The 20,480-nt window shown below is 70.7% G+C and carries 19 protein-coding genes; 13 read left to right on the top strand and 6 right to left on the bottom strand.

Features of this window, described 5'->3' with window-relative positions; genetic code table 11:
- Both ACVBEQ_RS18975 and ACVBEQ_RS18970 read left to right on the top strand, forming a co-directional pair.
- Positions 1-1,041: a FecCD family ABC transporter permease gene (locus tag ACVBEQ_RS18975; RefSeq protein ID WP_447154863.1), complete on the top strand. Its 1,041-nt coding sequence runs from the start codon at positions 1-3 to the stop codon at positions 1,039-1,041.
- Positions 1,038-1,835 (top strand): ABC transporter ATP-binding protein, encoded by a 798-nt coding sequence (locus ACVBEQ_RS18970; RefSeq protein ID WP_447154862.1) that lies wholly within the window; start codon positions 1,038-1,040, stop codon positions 1,833-1,835. The genes ACVBEQ_RS18975 and ACVBEQ_RS18970 overlap by 4 nt, the downstream gene beginning before the upstream one ends.
- A 112-nt stretch (positions 1,836-1,947) precedes the next feature.
- Here ACVBEQ_RS18970 and ACVBEQ_RS18965 read toward each other — a convergent pair whose 3' ends face one another.
- The 3 genes from ACVBEQ_RS18965 to cei all read right to left on the bottom strand — a co-directional run bounded on the left by ACVBEQ_RS18965 (position 1,948) and on the right by cei (position 5,223).
- Positions 1,948-3,297 carry an RNA polymerase sigma factor gene (locus ACVBEQ_RS18965; protein WP_447154861.1) on the bottom strand — a complete coding sequence of 450 codons (1,350 nt, stop codon included), beginning with the start codon at positions 3,295-3,297 and terminating at the stop codon, positions 1,948-1,950.
- Between the two features lie 229 nt (positions 3,298-3,526).
- Positions 3,527-4,333 (bottom strand): polyphosphate--glucose phosphotransferase, encoded by an 807-nt coding sequence (gene ppgK / locus ACVBEQ_RS18960; RefSeq protein WP_447154860.1) that lies wholly within the window; start codon positions 4,331-4,333, stop codon positions 3,527-3,529.
- A gap of 131 nt (positions 4,334-4,464) precedes the next feature.
- Positions 4,465-5,223: an envelope integrity protein Cei gene (gene cei, locus ACVBEQ_RS18955; protein WP_447154859.1), complete on the bottom strand. Its 759-nt coding sequence runs from the start codon at positions 5,221-5,223 to the stop codon at positions 4,465-4,467.
- A 585-nt stretch (positions 5,224-5,808) separates the two neighbouring features.
- Here cei and ACVBEQ_RS18950 point away from each other — a divergent pair.
- The 4 genes from ACVBEQ_RS18950 (at position 5,809) to ACVBEQ_RS18935 (ending at position 7,968) form a co-directional block, all read left to right on the top strand.
- Complete coding sequence (locus tag ACVBEQ_RS18950; protein WP_447154858.1) at positions 5,809-6,108, top strand: DUF4193 domain-containing protein; 300 nt, start codon at positions 5,809-5,811, stop codon at positions 6,106-6,108.
- A complete protein-coding gene (locus tag ACVBEQ_RS18945) occupies positions 6,101-6,589 on the top strand; it encodes a pyrophosphohydrolase domain-containing protein (RefSeq protein WP_447154857.1) in 489 nt (162 codons plus the stop codon). The genes ACVBEQ_RS18950 and ACVBEQ_RS18945 overlap by 8 nt, the downstream gene beginning before the upstream one ends.
- 87 nt (positions 6,590-6,676) lie before the next feature.
- Positions 6,677-7,045, top strand: a complete 369-nt coding sequence (locus ACVBEQ_RS18940) for an OB-fold nucleic acid binding domain-containing protein (protein WP_447154856.1) — start codon at positions 6,677-6,679, stop codon at positions 7,043-7,045.
- Positions 7,042-7,968, top strand: coding sequence for a DUF3159 domain-containing protein (locus ACVBEQ_RS18935; RefSeq protein WP_447154855.1), 927 nt, complete (start codon positions 7,042-7,044; stop codon positions 7,966-7,968). The genes ACVBEQ_RS18940 and ACVBEQ_RS18935 overlap by 4 nt, the downstream gene beginning before the upstream one ends.
- A 24-nt stretch (positions 7,969-7,992) precedes the next feature.
- Here the strand turns inward: ACVBEQ_RS18935 and ACVBEQ_RS18930 are convergent, their stop codons facing one another.
- Positions 7,993-8,646, bottom strand: a complete 654-nt coding sequence (locus tag ACVBEQ_RS18930; protein ID WP_447154854.1) for a potassium channel family protein — start codon at positions 8,644-8,646, stop codon at positions 7,993-7,995.
- A gap of 85 nt (positions 8,647-8,731) precedes the next feature.
- Positions 8,732-9,397 (bottom strand): potassium channel family protein, encoded by a 666-nt coding sequence (locus ACVBEQ_RS18925; protein ID WP_447154853.1) that lies wholly within the window; start codon positions 9,395-9,397, stop codon positions 8,732-8,734.
- Positions 9,398-9,579: 182 nt separating this feature from the next.
- Between ACVBEQ_RS18925 and ACVBEQ_RS18920 the strand changes: the two genes are divergently transcribed.
- The 4 genes from ACVBEQ_RS18920 (at position 9,580) to ACVBEQ_RS18905 (ending at position 15,285) form a co-directional block, all read left to right on the top strand.
- Positions 9,580-11,628, top strand: coding sequence for an APC family permease (locus ACVBEQ_RS18920; protein WP_447154852.1), 2,049 nt, complete (start codon positions 9,580-9,582; stop codon positions 11,626-11,628).
- Complete coding sequence (locus ACVBEQ_RS18915) at positions 11,625-12,911, top strand: class I SAM-dependent RNA methyltransferase (protein WP_447154851.1); 1,287 nt, start codon at positions 11,625-11,627, stop codon at positions 12,909-12,911. The genes ACVBEQ_RS18920 and ACVBEQ_RS18915 overlap by 4 nt, the downstream gene beginning before the upstream one ends.
- Before the next feature lie 169 nt (positions 12,912-13,080).
- Positions 13,081-13,641 (top strand): DUF4265 domain-containing protein, encoded by a 561-nt coding sequence (locus tag ACVBEQ_RS18910; RefSeq protein ID WP_447154850.1) that lies wholly within the window; start codon positions 13,081-13,083, stop codon positions 13,639-13,641.
- Positions 13,642-13,875: 234 nt separating this feature from the next.
- Positions 13,876-15,285, top strand: a complete 1,410-nt coding sequence (locus tag ACVBEQ_RS18905; protein WP_447154849.1) for an FAD-binding oxidoreductase — start codon at positions 13,876-13,878, stop codon at positions 15,283-15,285.
- Between the two features lie 89 nt (positions 15,286-15,374).
- Here the strand turns inward: ACVBEQ_RS18905 and ACVBEQ_RS18900 are convergent, their stop codons facing one another.
- Entirely contained in the window at positions 15,375-16,106 is a 732-nt protein-coding gene (locus ACVBEQ_RS18900; protein WP_447154848.1) for a glycerophosphodiester phosphodiesterase, read from the bottom strand.
- Positions 16,107-16,354: 248 nt separating this feature from the next.
- On the opposite strand from ACVBEQ_RS18900, the gene dxs reads away from it, so the two are divergent.
- The 3 genes from dxs to ACVBEQ_RS18885 are packed head-to-tail and all read left to right on the top strand — an operon-like array spanning position 16,355 to position 20,249.
- Positions 16,355-18,379 (top strand): 1-deoxy-D-xylulose-5-phosphate synthase, encoded by a 2,025-nt coding sequence (gene dxs, locus ACVBEQ_RS18895; protein ID WP_447154931.1) that lies wholly within the window; start codon positions 16,355-16,357, stop codon positions 18,377-18,379.
- A 20-nt stretch (positions 18,380-18,399) separates the two neighbouring features.
- Positions 18,400-19,062 carry a response regulator transcription factor gene (locus ACVBEQ_RS18890; RefSeq protein ID WP_447154847.1) on the top strand — a complete coding sequence of 221 codons (663 nt, stop codon included), beginning with the start codon at positions 18,400-18,402 and terminating at the stop codon, positions 19,060-19,062.
- The gene (locus tag ACVBEQ_RS18885) at positions 19,059-20,249 is read left to right on the top strand and encodes a HAMP domain-containing sensor histidine kinase (protein ID WP_447154846.1); all 1,191 of its coding nucleotides are present in this window, start codon (positions 19,059-19,061) and stop codon (positions 20,247-20,249) included. Before ACVBEQ_RS18890 ends, ACVBEQ_RS18885 begins: the two co-directional genes overlap by 4 nt.
- The last annotated feature ends 231 nt before the right edge of the window (positions 20,250-20,480 follow it).

Below are 20,480 nucleotides of genomic sequence, written 5' to 3'. Positions count from 1 at the left end.
ATGCGGACACGGCCGGTACTGGTGTTGGCAGCGCTCGCGCTGCTGACCCTGGTGACGGCCGTGCTCGCATTCGGCGTCGGGTCGGTGCCCATCCCGCCGTCGGCGACGGTGCAGTACCTGCTCACCGGCGACGCCGGGGACCCCACCACCACGGTGCTGCTCGCCGAGGTCCGGATGCCCAGGGTGATCACCGCGATCATCGCCGGGGCGGGTCTGGCGGTCGCCGGCCTGCTGATGCAGACGCTGTTCGCCAACCCGCTCGCCGACCCCTACATCCTCGGGGTCTCCTCCGGGGCGGGGCTTGGCGTGGCGCTCTCGGTGCTCGGCACCGGCACCGCCGCCGGCGTGTTCGCCACCACCATCGGGGTCAGCGGCCGGTTCCGCACCGTCGTCGCCGCGGCCCTGGGTGCCCTGGCGATCCTGTTGCTGGTGCTCGCGCTGGCCCGGTGGGTGCGCTCGGTCGTCGCCCTGCTGATCATCGGGGTGATGATAGGGGCGGCCGCAGGGGCGCTGATCTCCTTGCTGCTGGCCTATTCCGACCCCGCGCGGATCCAGAAGTTCGTCCTGTGGGGGCTCGGTTCGGTCAGTGGCACCACCAGGGCGGACCTGTGGTTCCTCGGCATACCCGTGCTGGTGGGCATACTGCTGGCCGGCCTGGTGTCGGGGTCGCTCAACGCCCTGCTGCTGGGCGAGACCTACGCGGCGTCGATGGGCGTGGCCGTCCGCCGGCTGCGAACCATCGCGATCGTGGCCACCGCGCTCATCGCCGGCGCCATCACCGCGTTCTGCGGGCCGATCGCATTCCTCGGCATCGCGATTCCGCATCTCGCCCGGCTTGCGCTGGGTCGCGCCGACCATCGCCTGCTGCTGCCGGCGAGCGTGCTGATGGGCGCCGTCGTCTGCCAGGTCTGCGCGGTGATCGCGGTGCTGCCGGGCTCCGAAGGGGTGCTCCCGCTCAACGTGGTGACGGCCGCGATCGGCGCCCCGGTCGTCGTCGCCGCGCTGCTCCGCAGCCGGACGCTGGCGGCGGGTGCGGCATGAGCGGGCCGGTGGGCGACCTGGTGCTGAAGGGCGTGACCGTCGGCTACGCCGGCTCGGGCTGGCGGGCTGCGCCGGTGCTCGTGCTGCGTGACGTCGACCTCGTCGCGTCGGCGGGCCGGGTCACCGTGCTGCTGGGCCCGAACGGGTCCGGCAAGTCGACCCTGCTCCGGTCGGTGGCGGGACTGCAGCGGCTGTTCGCCGGTCAGGTGTTGCTCGCCGGCGCCTCACTGCTGGATCTCGAACCGCGCCGGCGGGCCGCCCGGGTCGCCGTGGTGCTGACCGAGCGGTTCGATCCTGGCCTGCTGCGGGGCGGTGACGTGGTCAGGCTGGGGCGTTACCCGCACCGCAAGAGCGCCGGCAACCTGACCGCCACCGACCGGTCCGTCATCGCCGACGCCATCGCCGCCGTGCACGCCGACGGACTGGAAGATGTTGCGCTGACGAGGATGTCGGACGGACAGCGGCAACGGATCATGATCGCCCGGGCACTGGCCCAGGAGCCGGCGCTGCTGCTGCTCGACGAGCCGAGCGCGTTCCTCGATGCGCCGGCCCGGATCGAACTGCTCGCGTTGCTGCGCCGGATCGCCACCGAGCGCGGCATCGCCGTCGTCGCATCCACCCACGACGTGGAAGCCGCGGTGCGGATGGGGCAGGACGGCTGGCTGATCGGACCGGGCGGCGTCGTCACCAGCGCGCCGGTCGAGCAGTTGGCGGCAGGCGGTGCCATCGGTCGCGCCTTCGACACCGCAGCGGTGACGTTCGAGCCGGACACCGGGATGTTCCGGCTCCGCTGACCGCCCCCGCTCCTGGACGACTCCGGTCAGCAAGCGGCCCGGTCGATCAACAGATCGACCGGGCCAACGTGCTCACGATGTGGACGGCGGGTCCGCCGTCCCCGAAGAATCTCTACTCCAGGTAGTCCCGGAGCACCTGGGACCGCGACGGGTGCCGCAGCTTGGACATCGTCTTGGACTCGATCTGCCGGATCCGCTCACGGGTCACCCCGTAGACCTGGCCGATCTCGTCGAGCGTGCGCGGCTGCCCGTCGGTGAGCCCGAAGCGCAGCCGGACGACACCCGCCTCCCGCTCCGACAGCGTCTGCAGAACGGCCTGCAGCTGGTCCTGGAGCAGGGTGAACGACACCGCGTCGACCGCGACGACGGCCTCGCTGTCCTCGATGAAGTCGCCGAGCTGCGAGTCGCCCTCGTCACCGATCGTCTGATCGAGCGAGATCGGCTCCCTGGCGTACTGCTGGATCTCCAGCACCTTGTCCGGGGTGATGTCCATTTCCTTGGCGAGCTCTTCGGGCGTCGGCTCGCGGCCGAGGTCCTGCAGCAGTTCGCGCTGGATGCGGCCGAGTTTGTTGATGACCTCGACCATGTGCACCGGGATGCGGATGGTCCTGGCCTGGTCAGCCATCGCCCTGGTGATCGCCTGCCGGATCCACCACGTCGCGTAGGTGGAGAACTTGTAACCCTTGGTGTAGTCGAACTTCTCGACCGCCCGGATCAGGCCGAGGTTGCCCTCCTGGATCAGGTCGAGGAACGCCATGCCGCGGCCGGTGTACCGCTTGGCCAGCGACACCACGAGGCGCAGGTTCGCCTCGAGCAGGTGGTTCTTCGCCCGCTCGCCGTCCCGCTTGATCCAGCGGAGGTCACGGCGCATCTGGTTGGTGAGCCGTTCGCCGGCCTCTTCGCTCTGCCGCATCCGCTCGGAAGAGTACAGGCCGGCCTCGATGCGCTTCGCGAGGTCCACCTCTTCCTCGGCGTTGAGCAGCGCGACCTTGCCGATCTGCTTGAGGTACGCGCGGACGGAGTCGGCGGAGGCGGTGAGCTCGGCGTCCTTGCGGGCCTGCTTGAGGGCCTCGGACTCTTCCTCGTCGTCCCAGGTGAAGTCCTCGGACTCGGCCGCCGGCTTCTCTTCCTTGGCGGCGCCGGGGATCGCCGCGGTGACCGCGGTGTTCTCCTCGTCCTCTTCTTCCTCGTCCTCGACCGCGCCGGGCTCGATCGCGCCGACGACGATGATGTCGGCGACGTTGACCTCGACGGTGCCGTCAGGTGCCGCGACCGCCTCGACGGATTCGACCTCGATCAGGTCGATGTCCTCGACCGGGACGGCCAACTCGTCCTCGGGGACGACGAGGTCGTCACCGGCTTCGACGTCGGGAGGGGTGCTGCTCGGACCGGTCAGCGGACCTGCGGCGGGCTTCGCCCGTCGGGTACGTGTCGAGCTGGGGGAGGTTGCTGCGCCTGCCACTGATGACCTTTCGCTTCAACGAGCCGCCTGGACTGGCAGTCCGTACCCGTACGCGCCAAAGGACAGCCGTGGCTGTCCCACGCGATGGATCCGAACTCGAGAACCGTGGTCCTGCCGGAAAGCGACTCTCCCATTGTAACGTCGAGCGTCGCTCACCACGACCGAACAGGCGCGGCCGGACACCGCGGGCGTGATTGTCCCTGCCCGGCCGCCCGCTGTTCCGGTGCGTTCAGTCCAGGACCAGCGCCTGCGTCGTCTCTGCCGGCGTCTCGCCGGCGGCGTCCTGTTCGGCTTCGGAGGCGGCCAGGGCGGCACCGACGATGCCGGCGTTGTTGATCAACTGGGCGACCACCAGCGGTGTCCGGTTCTTCAGCAGCGGCACCCACTTCTCCGGCTTCTTGGAGATGCCGCCGCCGAGGATGAACAGCTCCGGCCAGAGCAGATTCTCGACCGCGCGGAGGTACTTCGACGCCCGCTTGGCCCACTGCTCCCAGCTGAGCCCGTCACGCTCCCGGGCGGACGCCGCCGCCTTGCTCTCCGCGTCGTGCCCGTCCAGCTCGATATGGCCGAGTTCGGCGTTCGGCACGAGCTTTCCGTCGTTGATCAGGGCGATGCCGATGCCGGTGCCGAAGGTGACGACGATGACCAGGCCGCGGCGTCCCCGGCCCGCGCCGTACCGCGCCTCGGCCAGACCGGCCGCATCGGCGTCGTTGAGAACCGTGACCGGGCCGGGCAACTCCGGTTCCATCGCATGCTTGAGCGAGGTGTCGATCCAGCCCTTGTCGACGTTGGCCGCGGTCTTCACGACACCGCCGAGCACGACACCCGGGAAGGCGACCCCGAACGGTCCCTGATAGTCAAAGTTCGCCGACACCTTGCCGGCCGTCGCAGCAACGGCTTCCGGGGTGGACGGTCGCGGGGTGTCCAGCCGGAACCGGTCGCCGAGCAACACGCCGCCGCGGAGATCGACGACGCCACCTTTGATGCCGGTACCGCCGATGTCGATACCGAAGGCCGTTTCTGGCTGGGATGTCACGCCGAGCTCCTCACGTCTGTGCTTCCCGCCCCGAGGATGAGGTGACGGTGGGTGCGCGAATCGTACTGACGATGACGGCGGTCGGCACAGTGGTCCCGGGGAGTGTCCCCCGATGGCCGGAAACGTCCGTTTCAGGCGGCGCAGGCGGCCTGCGGGAGCGGCGGGATGGGCGGCAGCGGCTTGGCCGACGCCGTCTGTCCCTCGATGACGGCGGGCGGCGTGGCGGCGTCCGAGATCGACTTCAGCTGGTCCCGGACCTCCTTGGACACCGGGTCGTAGAGGTACCGACCACCCAGCGCCAGGTCGACCGAGTCGTCCACCCTGGAATCGACCACCAATTGCGCGCAGGGCGCCACCAGCAGCACCGTTCTGGCCGCTGCGGCGCCCGCAGCCCCGAACCGGACCTGGGCCACGCAGCGCAGATCGGACGCGGGATACAGGGGATCGTTGCTGCTGTCCAGGATGGATTCGAAGCCCGCCGATCGCAGTTCGTCGGTGACCGCCTTGGCCTGGCCGCGAACGGAGCTGGCGTTGTAGACCCGCAGCAACACGGTGGCCGGGTTCGCCGGACGGACGGCGGCCAGGCTCTCGTGATCGGCGTAGGCCCCCAATGACGTCTTCACCTGCGCCGTCGTGCTGGCCGCGGCGCTGGAGGCGGCAGGCTTCTTCGATGAGGCGGCCGAGCCCGACGCCGGCGCCTGACTGCGGGTGGTCGGGGCGGTGGTCGCCGGCGCGGGCCCGGGCGCGTTGCACGCGCTGCTGTTCTCGGGGTTCGGCCGCAGACTCGGGAACCAGACGACGACGGCGCCGACCAGCAACACCGCGATCACCGTCAGGGCGGGCCAGTACCGACGCCGTCGATAGCGATCTGTGGCGGAGTCGGGACTCACCGCTGGGAAACCTCCTGTATGCGGGACAGGGCAGGATCGCGACGCGCGTCGATCTGCGAAGTCATGTGCTGGGCAGCGGCCGGGAACCGTTCGCCCAACGCGCGCACGGTGCGACCCGCGGCCATCATGGCTGCCGCGACATGCGACCAGGGTAAAGGCACGCCGAGTCGTCGTCCGCCGATCGGCCGCCGACCCCGCACGGAGCGGTGGTGCGGCTCACTCCGCGGTGCTCCGGCACCGACGAACAAGGCTTCGGAGCGGCGGATCCTTCAGGCCGGCGGGCGATGTCCACCCCGGTGACGCCCCCGTCGACGCATCGGCTACTCTGCGCGCGCTGAACTCGTGACGGCGCCGGTGCGGGACCGAACCGGGGGAGGCGTCGCCTGCGCGGGCAGTGTCCCCGACCACCGGGACGTGCGCAAGGTGTGATCGAGAGCGCCACGGGCACAAAACCGGGGTCGACGGCGTTACCCCCGGAGCACCGTCCCGGAAACGAGCAGTATCCCGTCACCAGCCGGAAAACGCTGTTGGTGCCGTCAGACGATGCAGACGATGACGAGTGCGAGCTCGAAGTGAGGAAAACAGATGGCTACCGATTACGACGCACCCCGCCGTAATGAGTCCGACGAACCGTCGGAGGATTCTCTCGAGGAATTGAAGGCACGCCGCAACGAGGCGCAGTCGGCCGTCGTCGACATCGACGAGGGCGACACCGCGGAGAGCTTCGAGCTGCCCGGTGCCGACCTGTCGGGCGAGGAACTGACGGTCAAGGTGATCCCCAAGCAGGCGGACGAGTTCACCTGCTCGGTGTGTTTCCTGGTCCAGCACCGCAGTCGGTTGTCCTCGGACAACGGCGGACGGCTGGTCTGCGTCGACTGTGCCTGAGCCGACGCCCGATCCGACCCCCGAATCGACCACCGAGTCGATCGGAACCGACCTGGACGGCCGGTCGGCGCGCAGCCGCGCCGGCCGCCAGGTCGGGGAGTTCCACCGTGCGTACGGGTTGCCCGTGCGTGACGTCCCGACGAGCGACGTCGGCCGGGATCAGGTCGCGCTGCGCCTGTCCTTGATTCAGGAAGAGGTCTCGGAACTGGTCGCGGCCGCCGACCTCGACGATCTTGTCGGAGTCGCCGACGCGCTGGCCGACATCGTTTATGTGGCTTATGGCACAGCCCACGTGTACGGAATCGACCTCGACGCGATCCTCGACGAGGTGCACGCATCGAACATGACCAAACTCGGTGCTGATGGCCGCCCCGTTCGGCGCAGTGACGGAAAAATCCTCAAGGGCCCCGACTACCGGCCGCCCGATATCGCCGCCGCATTGGGTCTTCACGCGGGGCTACCCTCAACAGGGAACACCTGACGCCCTGCAAGGCCTCGGCGTCACTGTCACCCGGTGATCAACGACACCGTGATCACCGACGCAGGCCCAGTGGTGGAAGCAGGAGCCATGAGTAGCAAAGTAGCTGGCTGGTTGAAGCGGCTCGCCAAGGACGACGACGAGATGGACGCCGACCGGTTGAGCGGCGAAGTCGACTCCGCCGGCGCGGTTCGCGCGAAGATCTGCTGTCAGGGCGACAAGGTCACCCTGCAGGGTCGACTGCGCTACGTCGATCTCCGGCCCACCGACTCGCTCGCCACGCTGGTGGCGGAGCTGTACGACGGCACCGAGGGCGTCCAGCTGATCTGGCTCGGCCGCCGTTCCATCCCCGGCATCGAGCCCGGACGGACCGTCAAGGTCCGCGGCCGGGTGGCCGTGCGGGACGGCCAGAAGGTGATCTACAACCCCGATTACGATCTGCTGCCGGCGCACGCGTGACCCCGGAGCGCCGACCCGGTTCCGCCGGCGACACCCCTGATCTCACGAGCACCTACCCGACCGGGGCGACGACCGATGGTGCGGCCATGCCGCCGGGCCCGGGTCGGGACTCAGGCATCGCACGTTTCCTTCCTGATGACCTCGCCGACCGCGCAGCGGCGGAGATCAGCCAGGGCGATTCCGTACCGGGATCCCCCCCGGACCCCGACGGCCGTCCGGCCGACGACCGGCTGACCGGCGACCCACGGGCCGACGACCGGCTGGTCGACGACCCGCAGTCCGACACCGCCAAGGCCGACACCGCCAAGGCCCCGCCGACCATCTGGGAGCAGATGGGCGGCCCGATGGGAATGGTCGATTCCGGCCTGCCCGTCGTCGTGTTCATCATCGGCAACGCCATCGGCGGGCTCGGCTGGGGCATCGGAGCCGCCCTCGCCGCGGCCGTCCTCATTGCCGGGCTGCGCATCGCGCGCCGGCGGCCCGTGACGCAGGCCATCGCCGGTGTCTTCGGCGTCGGCATCGCCGCCTACATCGCCTACCGGACCGACTCCGCCAAGGGGTACTTCCTGCTCGGCATCTGGAGCTACCTGCTCTACGGCGGCGCACTGCTGCTGTCGATGGTGGTCCGGTGGCCGCTGATCGGGCTGATCTGGGAAGGCATCAACGGGCGTGGCACCGCATGGCGGTCCGACCGCCGACTGGTCCGCCGCTACGACTGGGCGACGCTGGTCTGGGTGGTCGTCTTCGCGGCGCGCTACCTGGTGCAGAACTACCTGTACGACAGCGACCAGGTGGGTTGGCTGGCAGCCGTCCGGCTGCTGATGGGATACCCGCTGTTCATCGTGGCGATCGCGATCTCGGTGTGGATCGTCGCCGGTGCCCGTGCGATCCCGTTGCCCGACAAGCTGACCCGGCGGCGCTGACCGGAACCTGTCGTCCGGCCGACGTCAGCGCAGCGCTTCGCGGACCTCGTTCTCCACCTCGGTGGAGGCGACGAACAGCAGCTCGTCACCCGGCTCCAGCGGCTCGTCCGGCTGCGGCACGATGACCCGGCCGCCGCGCAGGATGGTGACCAGCGCGGAGTCGCGCGGCAGCACCAGGTCGCGCACCGGCCGACCGGCGATGCTGGTCGTGGGCGGCAGTGTCACCTCCACCAGGTTGACCTGGCCCTGCCGGAGGGTGAACAGCCTCACCAGGTCGCCGACCGTCACGGCCTCCTCGACCAGCGCCGCCAGGATGCGCGGCGTGGACACGGCGACGTCGACGCCCCAGGCGTCGGTGAACAGCCACTCGTTGCGGGGGTCGTTGACCCGGCCGACCACCCGGCCGACCGCGAACTCGGTTTTGGCCAGCAGCGCCACCACGAGGTTGACCTTGTCGTCGCCGGTGCAGGCGATGACCACGTCGCAGGTCTGCAGGCCCGCGTCCTCGAGCAGCGCGACCTCGCAGGCGTCGGCGAGCACCCACTCCGCCGCCTCGATCCGCCCCGGCTTGATGGCCTCGGGGTCGCGGTCGATCAGCATCACATGGTGGCCATTTTCTACGAGCTCACCGGCGATCGAACGACCCACCGACCCGGCTCCCGCAATCGCGATCCGCATCAGTGGTCCTCACTCTGGGCGTCGCCGGATACCCCACCGGCGATCGAACGACCGACGGATCCGGCCCCCGCGATGGCGATGCGCATCAGAGACCGTCCACCGGGGAGATGGCTGCCTTGTCGGCGACGTCGTGGATGTCCTTGGAGAGCACCGAGGCGTAGATCAGGTCACCTTCCTGCACAACGGTTTCGATGCCGGGCAGCAGACCGCGGCCGAACCGGACGACGAACGCGGTGTGGATGCCGGCGCCGGCCTCCAACTCGGACAGCGGGCGGCCGATCCAGTGCCGGTGGTAGGGCAGGTTCACGATCGTCACGGTCCCGGACGGGTCGCGCCACTCGCTGATCAACCCCTCGGGGATGATCGCCCGCATCAGCCGGTCGGTCGTCCAGGGCACGGTGGCGACGGTGGGGATCCCGAGCCGCTCGTAGACCTGCGCGCGTTTCGCGTCGTAGATCCGGGCCACCACGGTTTCCACGTTGAACTGCTCGCGGGCCACCCTGGCGGCGATGATGTTCGAGTTGTCGCCGGAGGAGACCGCGGCGAAGGCGTGCGCCTCCTGGATCCTGGCCGCCAGCAGCACGTCCCGGTCGAATCCCATGCCGGTGACCTGCTGTCCGTGGAACTCGGAGCCGAGCCGCCGGAAGGACGACGGATCACGGTCGATCACGGCGATCGAGTGACCGGCCCGGCCGAGTTGCCGCGCCAGGGACGACCCGACACGTCCGCAACCCATGATCACGATGTGCACTGGGGATGACCCTTCCATGGTGGGCCTGCTGCCCGGACCGCTCCGATGCCGCCGCGCCGGTGCGGCCGGGCGACGAATGAAACCTACAACCTGATTCCGCGCATCGTCCCGGTGGCGCCGATCACCCGGCGTGATGTCGTCTCGTTGTGCTCATTGTGATCTACGGACCGTAGGCTCCCGTCGTGTCCAAACTGACCACGGCCGCCAAGCGTGTACTGGTCGGCCGGCCCTTTCGCAGCGACCGGCTGGCGCACACGCTGCTGCCCAAGCGCATTGCGCTGCCGGTGTTCGCGTCCGACGCGCTGTCCAGCGTCGCCTATGCGCCACAGGAGATCTTCGCCGTCCTGTCGGTCGCGGGGCTCGCGGCCTATGCCTACGCACCGTGGCTGGCGGGCCTCGTCGCGCTGGTGATGATCGTCGTGGTCCTGTCGTACCGGCAGAACGTGCACGCCTACCCCAGTGGCGGCGGTGACTACGAGGTCGTCACGAAGAATCTGGGGCCGACGTACGGGCTGCTGGTCGCCAGTGCTCTGCTCGTCGACTACATCCTGACGGTGGCGGTCTCGACGGCCGCCGGGGTGGCAAACATCGGCTCGGCGATCCCGATCGTCGGCGACCATCCTGTGTGGTTCTCGATCGGCATCATCGTGATCGTCTGTGCGCTGAACCTGCGCGGTATCCGGGAGTCAGGGTCCGCGTTCGCGATCCCGGTGTACGCCTTCATCTTCTCGATCTTCGCGATGATCCTCACCGGGCTGGTCGAGTTCATCATCGGCGCCGATGTGCGCGCGGAGAGTGCCGATTTCCACATGCAGGCGGAGTCGGCGCTGACCGGCTTCGCGCTGGTGTTCCTGCTGCTGCGCGGCTTCTCGTCCGGTTCGGCGGCGTTGACCGGTGTCGAGGCGATCTCCAACGGGGTCCCCGCGTTCAAGAAGCCGAAGTCCAAGAACGCCGCGACCACGCTGGCCCTGATGGCCGGGCTCTCGGTGTCGATGATGCTCGGGCTGGTCGCGCTGACCCTGTACACCGGCGTCCAGTTCGCCGACGACCCCGCCGCCCAGCTGGTCGGTGCACCGGAGGGCTACTACCAGAAGACGCTGATCGCGCAGATCGCCGAAGCGGTGTTCTCCGGCTTCCCGGTCGGCTTCTACGTCGTCTCCTTCGTCACCGGCCTGATCCTGGTGCTGGCCTGCAACACCGCGTTCAACGGTTTCCCGGTCCTCGGCTCGATTCTCGCTCAGGACCGGTTCCTGCCCCGGCAGCTGCACACCCGCGGCGACCGGCTCGCGTTCTCCAACGGCATCGTCTTCCTGGCCGCCATCGCCCTGGTGCTGATCATCGCGTTCCGGGCCGATGTCACCGCGTTGATCCAGCTGTACATCGTCGGCGTCTTCGTGTCGTTCACCTTCTCCCAGCTCGGGATGATCCGGCACTGGAACCGGTTGCTGCGGACCGAGCAGGACGCCACCGCGCGGCGACGGATGCGCCGCAGCCAGACGATCAACGCGGTCGGCTTCTGCTTCACCGCCGTCGTGCTGGTGATCGTGCTGATCACCAAGTTCCTGGCCGGCGCGTACATCGCCATCGTCGCGATGGCGATCATCTTCTTCACCATGAAGGCGATCAAGAAGCACTACGAGCGGGTCTCCATCGAGATCGCCGCGGACGAGGACGACATGGTGCTGCCCAGCCGGGTGCACTCGATCGTGCTGGTGTCCAAGTTGCACCTGCCGACCATGCGGGCGCTGGCCTACGCCAGGGCGACCAGGCCGGACTACCTCGAGGCCGTGACGGTCAACGTCGACCCGGAGGACACCGCGGACCTCGCGCGCGAGTGGGAGGACCGGCAAATCCCGGTCGCCCTCAAGGTGATCGACTCCCCGTTCCGGGAGATCACCAAGCCGGTGCTGGACTACGTGCGGCGGACCCGCAAGGACCAGCCGCGGGACATCGTGACGGTGTTCATCCCCGAGTACGTGGTCGGCCACTGGTGGGAACAGTTGCTGCACAACCAGTCCGCGTTGCGGCTCAAGGGCCGGCTGCTGTTCACGCCAGGCGTGATGGTCACGTCCGTGCCGTGGCAGCTGTCCTCGTCGGAGGCACTGGACGAACGGATCAGGGAGCGGGCGAACCGCACCACATCGGTCCGTGGCCCGATGCCGGGCTCGACGTTCGATCCGGGCGCCTTCCCGGACGACGCCGACGGTCGCGGCCGGGTGGACGACGAATGACCGTCCTCTCCGCCGACGACCTCGCACCCGGCGTCGACGTCCAGGTCGACATCGGACCCGTCGCGCACGGCGGCCACTGCGTCGCGCGCTACGACGGCCGGGTGATCTTCGTCCGGCTCGGGCTGCCCGGCGAACGGGCGGTCGTCCGGATCACCGAGGCGAAGAAGGGTTCGTTCTGCCGGGGTGAGGTGATCGAGGTGCTGCGCGCCGACCCGCGCCGGGTCGAGGCGCCGTGCCCGCACTTCCACCCCGGTGGCTGCGGTGGCTGCGATTTTCAGCACGCGGACGGCACCCTGCAGCGGGAGCTCAAGGCCGCGGTCATCGCCGAACAGCTCTCCCGGCTCGCCGGCATCGAGCGTCAGGTCGAGGTGGAGGCACTGCCGGGCGACGGGTTCGGCTGGCGCAGCCGGGTGCGCTGGGCGCTCGATCCGGAAGGCCGGATCGGGCCGCGCGGAGTGCGCTCGCACCGCGTCGAAGGCGTCAACAGCACGGCGCCGTGCCTGATCGCCGTGCCCGAACTGACCGCCATGGCAGGCGCCGTTGACGTGCCGGCCGGCGTCCGGCCGCCGTCCCGCGGCCGGCGCACCACCCGTGGCGCCGACCACCGCCCGGCCGGCGGACGGGGCACCAACCGGGGGAGCGGCGCGCTGCCCGAGGTGGCGCTCTGCCGGGACGGCAGCGGTGCCACCACCGCGACCTGGATCGGGTTGCCCTCCACCGTCGTTCCGGAGCAGGCCATCGGCCGGGAGTTCTCGGTCGCCGCGGACGGCTTCTGGCAGCCGCACGTGCATGCTGCCGAGGTGCTGGCAGCGGCGGTCGCCGAGGCGCTGGCGGACGCCGACCTGCAGGGCCGCACCGGGTGGGACCTGTACGGCGGTGTCGGGCTCTTCGCCGAGGTGCTGTGCCGTGCCATCGGGCCGGGCGGGTCCGTGGTCTCCGTCGAGTCGGACGAGCGGGCCAGCGAATTGGCGGCGGGCAATCTCGCTGCCCACCCGCAGGCCACCGTCCGGGTTGGCAAGGTCGAGCACGTGCTGCCGGACCTCGACGACGGCGTCGACGTGATCGTGCTGGACCCCCCGCGGACCGGGGCCGGCGCCGCGCTCTGCGCCGCGATGGCCGAGCGTCAGCCCTCCCTCATCGTCTACGTCGCCTGCGACCCGGCCGCGCTGGCCAGGGATACGGCCGCGCTCGCCGATGCCGGATACCGGCTGGACACGCTGCGGGCGTTCGACGCGTTCCCGCAGACTCACCACATCGAGTGCGTCGCGAGCTACGTGCGCTGACCGGCTGTAGCTGCCGGCCGGTCCCTCCGGCTCCGGCGGTCGCCGATCGGGTGACAGGACCACGCACCGACTGGTGAAAAAAGGTGCACCGCGGATGTATCGGTGACAGGCTGTCCCGACTCTTGGAAGCCATCACAGCCATTGTCGCCTGTCCGGCGGAGGAGTTCACATGTCACTGTCCATCGATTCGCGATCCGCCACCCAGGGGCCGGAGCCCACCGGGGGAGCGTCCGCGCCAGCAGCCTTCACGCCGGCTGCAGCTGTGTCGACCGGCACCGATCGGTCCGTGGTCGATGTGCTGTTCCCGCTGGTCGACGACGACGAGTGGCCGCCGTGCCCGGCAGAGCAGATCGAGGCTGTGCTGATCTCCCATGACCTCGCCGAGATCCGGGGCGTGCCGTGGTTCGCCGCCAACATCAGCCGCGGCGACATCGTGAACGTCCGTCACGACGGCATCGGGTACGTGGGCGGTACGGTGGTCAGCCGCGGTGGGCACTCCACCGTCCACGTGATGGCCGCATCGGAAGCGGAACTCGCCCCCATCGTGAAGCAACTGGTCGCGCTCGGCGCGAGCACCGCAGGCGGGCTGACCCCGCCGATGCTCACGGTGGACATTCCCGAGTCGGTGGCGCTGGATCCGATCCTGGACGTGCTGGCCGCCGCCGAGTCCATGACCTGCGCCCACACGGTCGCCTGCCGCCAGCACCGCCCGTCCGGCACTCGCGAGTAGCACGCGGCCGCCGCTGTCGGCGCCGCACCGCGCTCCGCGCAGGTCCGAATCCGCCCTGCGCACGTTCGTCCGGGCCGTGCCCTGCGCCGACGGCGTTGTGCGATGCGCCCGCCGCCTTCCCGATCCTGGCCGTCGCCCCTCGGCGGCCATCCCACCCGACCGACCCGGCATCGCCGACCGCGATGTCGGCCACCCGCGACCGCTCGTCGCACACCCCTCGAATGGAGCTCAGCAGTGAACGCACCGACCCTCCCCGCTTCGATCAAGGACGCATCGATCAAGGACGCATCGGTCGACGCCCGGATCTTGATCCCCGGCCTCACCGGCCGGGTGATCGCGCCCGGCGATGCCGACTACGACATCGCACGCCTGGCCTGGAATCTCGCGGTCGACCAACGCCCGGCGCTGGTCGTCCAGGCCGCCGATGCCGCCGATGTTGCGGCCACCGTCATGTTCGCGGCGGCCAACGGGCTGCGCGTCGCCCCGCAGGGCACCGGTCACAACGCCGCGCCGCTCGGCGACCTGTCCGGCACCGTGCTGCTGCGGACCGACCTGATGCGCGAGGTCACCGTGAACGTCGCCGCCCGCAGCGTGCGGGTCGGTGCCGGTGTCCTCTGGGGTGAGGTGACGGCCGCACTCGCCCCGCACGGACTGACCGCTCTCGCCGGATCGTCCGCCGATGTCGGCGTCGTCGGCTACACGCTGGGCGGCGGGTACAGCTGGCTCAGCCGCAAGCACGGCCTGGCGATCTCGAAGGTCACCGCGGTCGAACTCGTCACCGCCGACGGCGGCTTCCACCGGGTGGACGCCGACACCGAGCCGGACCTGTTCTGGGCGGTCCGCGGGGGCGGTGCCAACGTGGGCATCGTCTGCGCCCTCGAGTTCGACGTCCTTGCGCTGTCGCAGATCTATGCCGGCAACCTGTTCTTCCCGCTCGAGCGGGCCAGGGAGGTGCTGCTCGCGCACGCGCGGTGGAGCGCAACCGTGGAGGACGCGGCCACCACCGCGGTCCGGCTGCTGCGCGTCCCGCCGCTGCCCGACGTTCCGGAACCCTTGCGCGGCAAGGCATTTGTGGTCATCAACGGGGCGATCGACGCGCCGGCCGCCCGCGCCGAGGAGCTGCTGGCGCCGCTGCGCGCCCTCGGCGCCGTTGTCGACACGTTCGCCGACATCCCAACCGCTGCTCTCGTATCGGTGCACATGGACCCGCCGAACCCGGTCCCTGGCATTGGTGACGGGATGATCCTGGACGAGCTGTCCGGCGACGCCGTCGACGCGCTGCTGGCGCTCGCCGGTGCCGGCACGGACACCTCGCTGCTGGCGGTGGACCTCCGCGCGCTCGGCGGTGCAGCCGGTAGGCCCGAGCCCAGCGACGGCGCCATCGGCTCGCTGCCCGGCCGGTACCTGCTGTTCGCCGTTGGCATCCCGACCGGCCCCGACGTCGCTGTCGCGCTCCGCGGCGAAATCGCCGGACTCCGGTCAGCGCTCTCCCCGTGGGCGAACGGCAGGAATTACGGGAACTTCCGGGAGCTGCCGGGCGCGGCCGAGCAGTTCTTCGCCCCGGAGACCCTCGACCGGCTCCAAGCGATCGCCGACCGGTGGGATCCGGCGCAGCTCCTGCAGGCCAACCACTCGGTGCGCTGATCCGCTGGACGTTGCACCGGGACCACCCGTCGAGTGCCGTTTGTGCAGTGAGATCTGGCTGTCAGCGGGCCGTTTTCCCTGCTGGGACGTCAGTCGACCCGCGGGTAAGCGGTAAGCCCGGCCTGCCACCGGAGGAATTCCGCCGGGGTGTTGGTGATGACGGCGTCCACCCCGGCGGCGCTCAGCCGGGCCCAGTCGTCCGGATCGTCCGCGGTCCACACGGCCACCGAGATCCCGGCCGCGTGGAGCTCCGGCACCACCTCGGGGCGATCGATGACGGCGCTGTAGTGCGGGTTGTAGGCCACCGCGCCCAGTTCCCGGCACCGGCCCACCGGATCGTCATCGAGCCGCTCGACCAGCAGCCCGAACGGCGTGGCCGGTGCGAGCTTGACAAGTTCGCGCAGGACGTCGATGTCGAACGACTGCAGGAAGACCCGGTCGGCGCAGCCCGCCGCGCGGACGGCTGTGAGCACCGCCGACAGTTGCGCCGCCGTGTGCCGGCCCTTGATCTCCAGCAGCACTGCGCGGTCGCCGGAGACGAGCTCCAGCAATGCCGCCAGCGTGGGCACTCGTCCGCCCGGGAGCCCGACCACGTCGAGCTCCGCGACCTGCGCCGCGGTGTGCCCACGCACCGGCCCGGAACCGGTCGTCGTCCGGTCCAGAGTGGGGTCGTGCAGGATCACCGGTACGTCGTCGGCAGCCGGTTGGGTATCCGCCTCGACCCACCTGGCGCCCGCTTCCCATGCCGTCACGAAAGCGGGAAGTGTGTTTTCCGGCACGGTGGCCGACGCGCCGCGATGCCCGATCACGTACGGCTGCATGGCAGGCAGGCTACGTCGGCGCTCAACCCGGACGGCTCATCGGGCGTCCAGTGGTCGCGCCGACGGCATGTCGACCCCGGGGGGCGGTAACGTCGGCGGGTGGGATGCCACCGTCGGCTCGTGGTCCGCCTGCCGCTCGGCAGCCCGGATCGCGCGTTCGGCAGACCGCGATCGCGCTCCGTTCGGTACGCGGCACAGGACAGCAGTGGGAGGCGTCGGTGACACAGCAGGGCCCCGCGACAGGGCAGATCCCGCAGTCGCCGGTCGCCGCCGACGCGCAGGTCGATCTGAGATCGCTGTCGCCTGCCCGGTTGCGGGCGATGACCGACGAGCAGCGCACCGCCCTCGCCGCCGCCATCCGGGGGTTCCTGGTGGCGCAAACCTCCAAGCGCGGCGGGCACCTGGGACCGAATCTGGGTGTCGTCGAGCTGACGATGGCCCTGCACATGGTCTTCGACTCGCCCAAGGACCCGATCCTGTTCGACACCGGCCACCAGGCCTATGTGCACAAGATCCTCACCGGCCGGGCCGACCGGTTCGACGCGCTGCGGACCCGCAACGGCCTGTCCGGGTATCCCAGCCGGGCCGAGTCCGAGCACGACTGGATCGAGAACTCGCACGCCTCGACGTCGCTGTCCTACGCGGACGGCCTGGCGAAGGCGCTGTCCCTGCGGCACGAGGACGACCGCACGGTGGTCGCCGTCATCGGCGACGGCGCGCTGACCGGCGGGATGGCCTGGGAGGCGCTGAACAACATCGCCGGGGCCCAGCACCGCCCACTGGTGATCGTGCTGAACGACAACGGGCGGTCGTACGCGCCGACCACCGGCGGGATGGCCCAGCGGCTGGCCGCGATGCGGCTGCGCCCGGGGTACGAGCGGATGCTCGGCCGGGTGAAGAACACCCTGCCGCGGGCTCCGGTCGTCGGCCGGCCGCTGTACTCCGCCCTGCACGCCGCGAAGTCGGCGGTTAAGGACTGGCTGCTGCCGCAGACGATGTTCGCCGACCTGGGGCTGAAGTACCTGGGCCCGATCGACGGTCACGACGTCGAGGCGCTGCGGTTGGCCCTGCTCGCCGCCCGTGACTTCCGCGGTCCGGTGCTGGTGCACTGCGTCACCCGCAAGGGCGAGGGCTACCCGCCGGCCGAATCCGACGACGCCGAACAGATGCACTCCCCGCCCGCCTTCAACCCGACCACCGGCAAGCCGGTCGCGGCGACCACCAACACCTGGACGCACGTGTTCGGGCGCGAGATGGTGGTCGCCGGCGCCGAGCGGCCGGAGGTCGTCGCGATCACCGCCGCCATGTGCGGGCCGACCGGGCTGACACCGTTCGCGACCGCCTTCCCGGATCGTTTCTTCGATGTGGGCATCGCCGAGCAGCACGCCATGACGTCGGCCGCCGGCCTCGCGATGGGCGGCATGCACCCCGTCGTCGCGGTGTATGCAACCTTCCTGAACCGGGCTTTCGACCAGTTGCTGATGGACTGCGCGCTGCACCGGCTGGGCGTCACGGTCGTGCTCGACCGGGCCGGGGTCACCGGCGAGGACGGCCCCAGCCACCACGGCATGTGGGACATGTCGCTCGCGGCGATGATCCCCGGCCTCCGGATGGCCGCACCGCGGGATGCGGCGACGCTGGCCGAGGAACTGTCGGAGGCGCTGGACGTCACCGACGGACCGACCGTGGTGCGCTTCCCCAAGGGCGCCGTGCCGGCGACAGTGCCTGCGCTGCGGCGTTTCCGGCTGCTGCCGGACGGTGTGGAGCTGCTCGATCCGGACGCCGTCCTGCGCGACGGCACGGCCGGGGTCGACATCCTGGCCGAGCCGCAGGACGGGCAGGACACCGATGTGCTGCTGGTCGGGGTCGGCGCGTTCGGCGGCCTCGCGGTCGAGGCGGCCGATCGGCTCGCCGCGCAGGGCATCGGCGTCACGGTCGTCGATCCACGCTGGGCGCTGCCGGTGCCGCCGGAGATCAGCGCGTTGGCCGCACAGCACCGGCTGGTGGTCACCATCGAGGACGGCGGACGGTCCGGTGGCGTCGGTGCAGCGGTGACCGACGTGCTCGCCGGTACCGGTGTCCCGGTGCGGGTGCTGGCCATCCCGCAGGACTTCCTGGAGCCCGGTCCGCGGGCCGAACTGCTCGGCGACCTCGGCCTGACGGCGCAGGCGGTCGCCCGCGGCATCACCGAGGAGATCGCCCGGAGCAGCCACGAGTCCAGCGCTCCCGCCGACCGGCTCTCCGGCGACCGGGAGCCCGGCGCGGCCGGCTGAGCGAGTTCGGAGAGACCGCGATGCGGGTGCTGGTGGTGGAGGACGCGCGGCGGCTCGCCGACGCGATCGCCCGTGGGCTGCGGGCCGAGGGGATGGCGGTCGACGTCGCGTACGACGGGCTGGAGGGCCACCACAAGTCGACGTTCACCCGGTACGACGTCGTGGTGCTCGACCGCGACCTGCCGGAGATGCACGGCGACGATCTGCTGGCCGAGATCCTCGCCGCCGGCGACCTCACCAGGGTGCTCATGCTCACCGCGTCCGCCGGCGTCGACGACCGGGTGGACGGGCTCTCGCTCGGTGCCGACGACTACCTGTCCAAGCCGTTCGCATTCCCCGAACTGGTCGCCAGGGTGCGCGCCCTCGGCCGGCGGGCGACCCCCGCGGTGCCGCCGGTGCTGCGGGTGGGTGACGTCGAACTCGACCCGGCCCGGCACACGGTCAGCCGAGCGGGACGGCCGGTCGACCTGACCCGCAAGGAGTTCGGCGTCCTCGAGGTGCTGCTGGCCGCCCGCGGCTCCGTGGTGTCCAGCGAGGAGCTGCTCGAGCGGGTGTGGGACGAGAACGCGGACCCCTTCACCACCACGGTGCGGGTGACGATGATGACCCTGCGACGCAAGCTCGGCGAGCCCGCGGTCATCGACACCGTGGTCGGCGCCGGGTACCGGGTCGCGACTGCATGACGTCGGCGCTGCCGGCAACCACGTCGCCCGCGCCCCGGTCCGCGGCCGGCCGGCCGCCGATCCGGCAGGGCCTGCGGCTGCGGCTCACCCTGCTGTCCACGGCACTGCTGGCGCTGATCGGGGCCCTGTTGTTGGCGCTGTCGTACCTGGTCGTCGGGCGGGTGGTGGCCGCGCTGCCGCAGTTCCCGGTCGGCACGACAGTGCTGATCGGTGACCAGGTGATGGACGCCTCCCAGGCGGCCGCCGAGATCGCCGCCCAGGGTCGGCGCACCGTGCTGATCGTCGGGCTGATCGCCTTCCCGCTCCAGGTGCTCGCCGGAGCGGCCCTGTCCTGGATCCTGATCGGCCGCACGCTGCGCCCGCTGTCCACCCTGACCAGGACCGCCCGCGCGCTGTCGGAGTCCTCGCTGGACCAGCGGATCCGGTTGACCGGGCCGCGGGACGAGGTCGCCGACCTCGCCGACACCTTCGACGACATGCTCGGCCGGCTGCAGGCGGCGTTCGACGCGGAACGGCGGTTCGTGGCGAACGCATCGCACGAGCTGCGGACGCCGCTGGCGGTGATCCGGACCGAGGTCGAGGTGACCATGGCCGACCCGGCCGCGGACGCCGCGGACCTGCGCCGGATGGGCGAGGTGGTGCTGGAGGCGACGGACCGGGCGAACCGGTTGCTGACGTCGCTGCTGGTGCTCGCCCGGACCCAGGCCCGCGGCGTGTCGGTACACCAGTCCGTCAATCTGGCCGGCCTCATCGGGCCCGCGCTGGATGCCGTGCATGCCGAACTGACCGAGCGGGAACTGACCCTGACCGTGCAGAGCGGCCCGGCCGTGGTGCAGGGTGACCCGGCGCTGCTCGAACGGCTGATCGGCAACCTGGTCGAGAACGCGGTGCGGCACAACATCCGGGCCGGCTGGATCCGGATCCGCACCGCGACCGACGGGGGCGCGGGAGTACTGGAGGTCGCCTCGAGCGGCCCGGTGATCGAGCCCGCAGCGCTGACCGAGCTGTTCGAGCCGTTCCGGCAGGGGCAGCGCGCCCGGGTCGGCCACCGCGGCACTGGTCTGGGGCTCTCCATCGTCAGGGCCGTGGTCGCCGCGCACGACGGGACGGTCGGCGCGGTGCCGCTGGCCGGCGGCGGTCTGCAGGTGACGGTGCGGCTACCGGCCGGGCCGGCGCGCATCGGCTGACTGCCGTTGCGGCGCACCTCCCGGTGCGGAACAGTGCTGTCCGGAAAGGTGCCGGCGCGCCGCGTCATCCGACGACCTGATGGAGGCCCCATGCTGCTGGGACGCGGGGTGGCCGAGGGCATCAGGGACGGTGCGGTGACGGCGGTCTTCCGCCGGTGGGACGCGCCCAGGGTCCGGCCCGGCGGCACCCAGCGGACGCCGGCCGGGGTGATCAGGTTCATCTCGGTGGAG

It is taken from the genome of Nakamurella sp. GG22 (assembly GCF_052976845.2).
The sequence above is the reverse complement of the archived record's forward strand: the minus strand, read 5'-3'. Positions and strand labels throughout refer to the sequence as shown.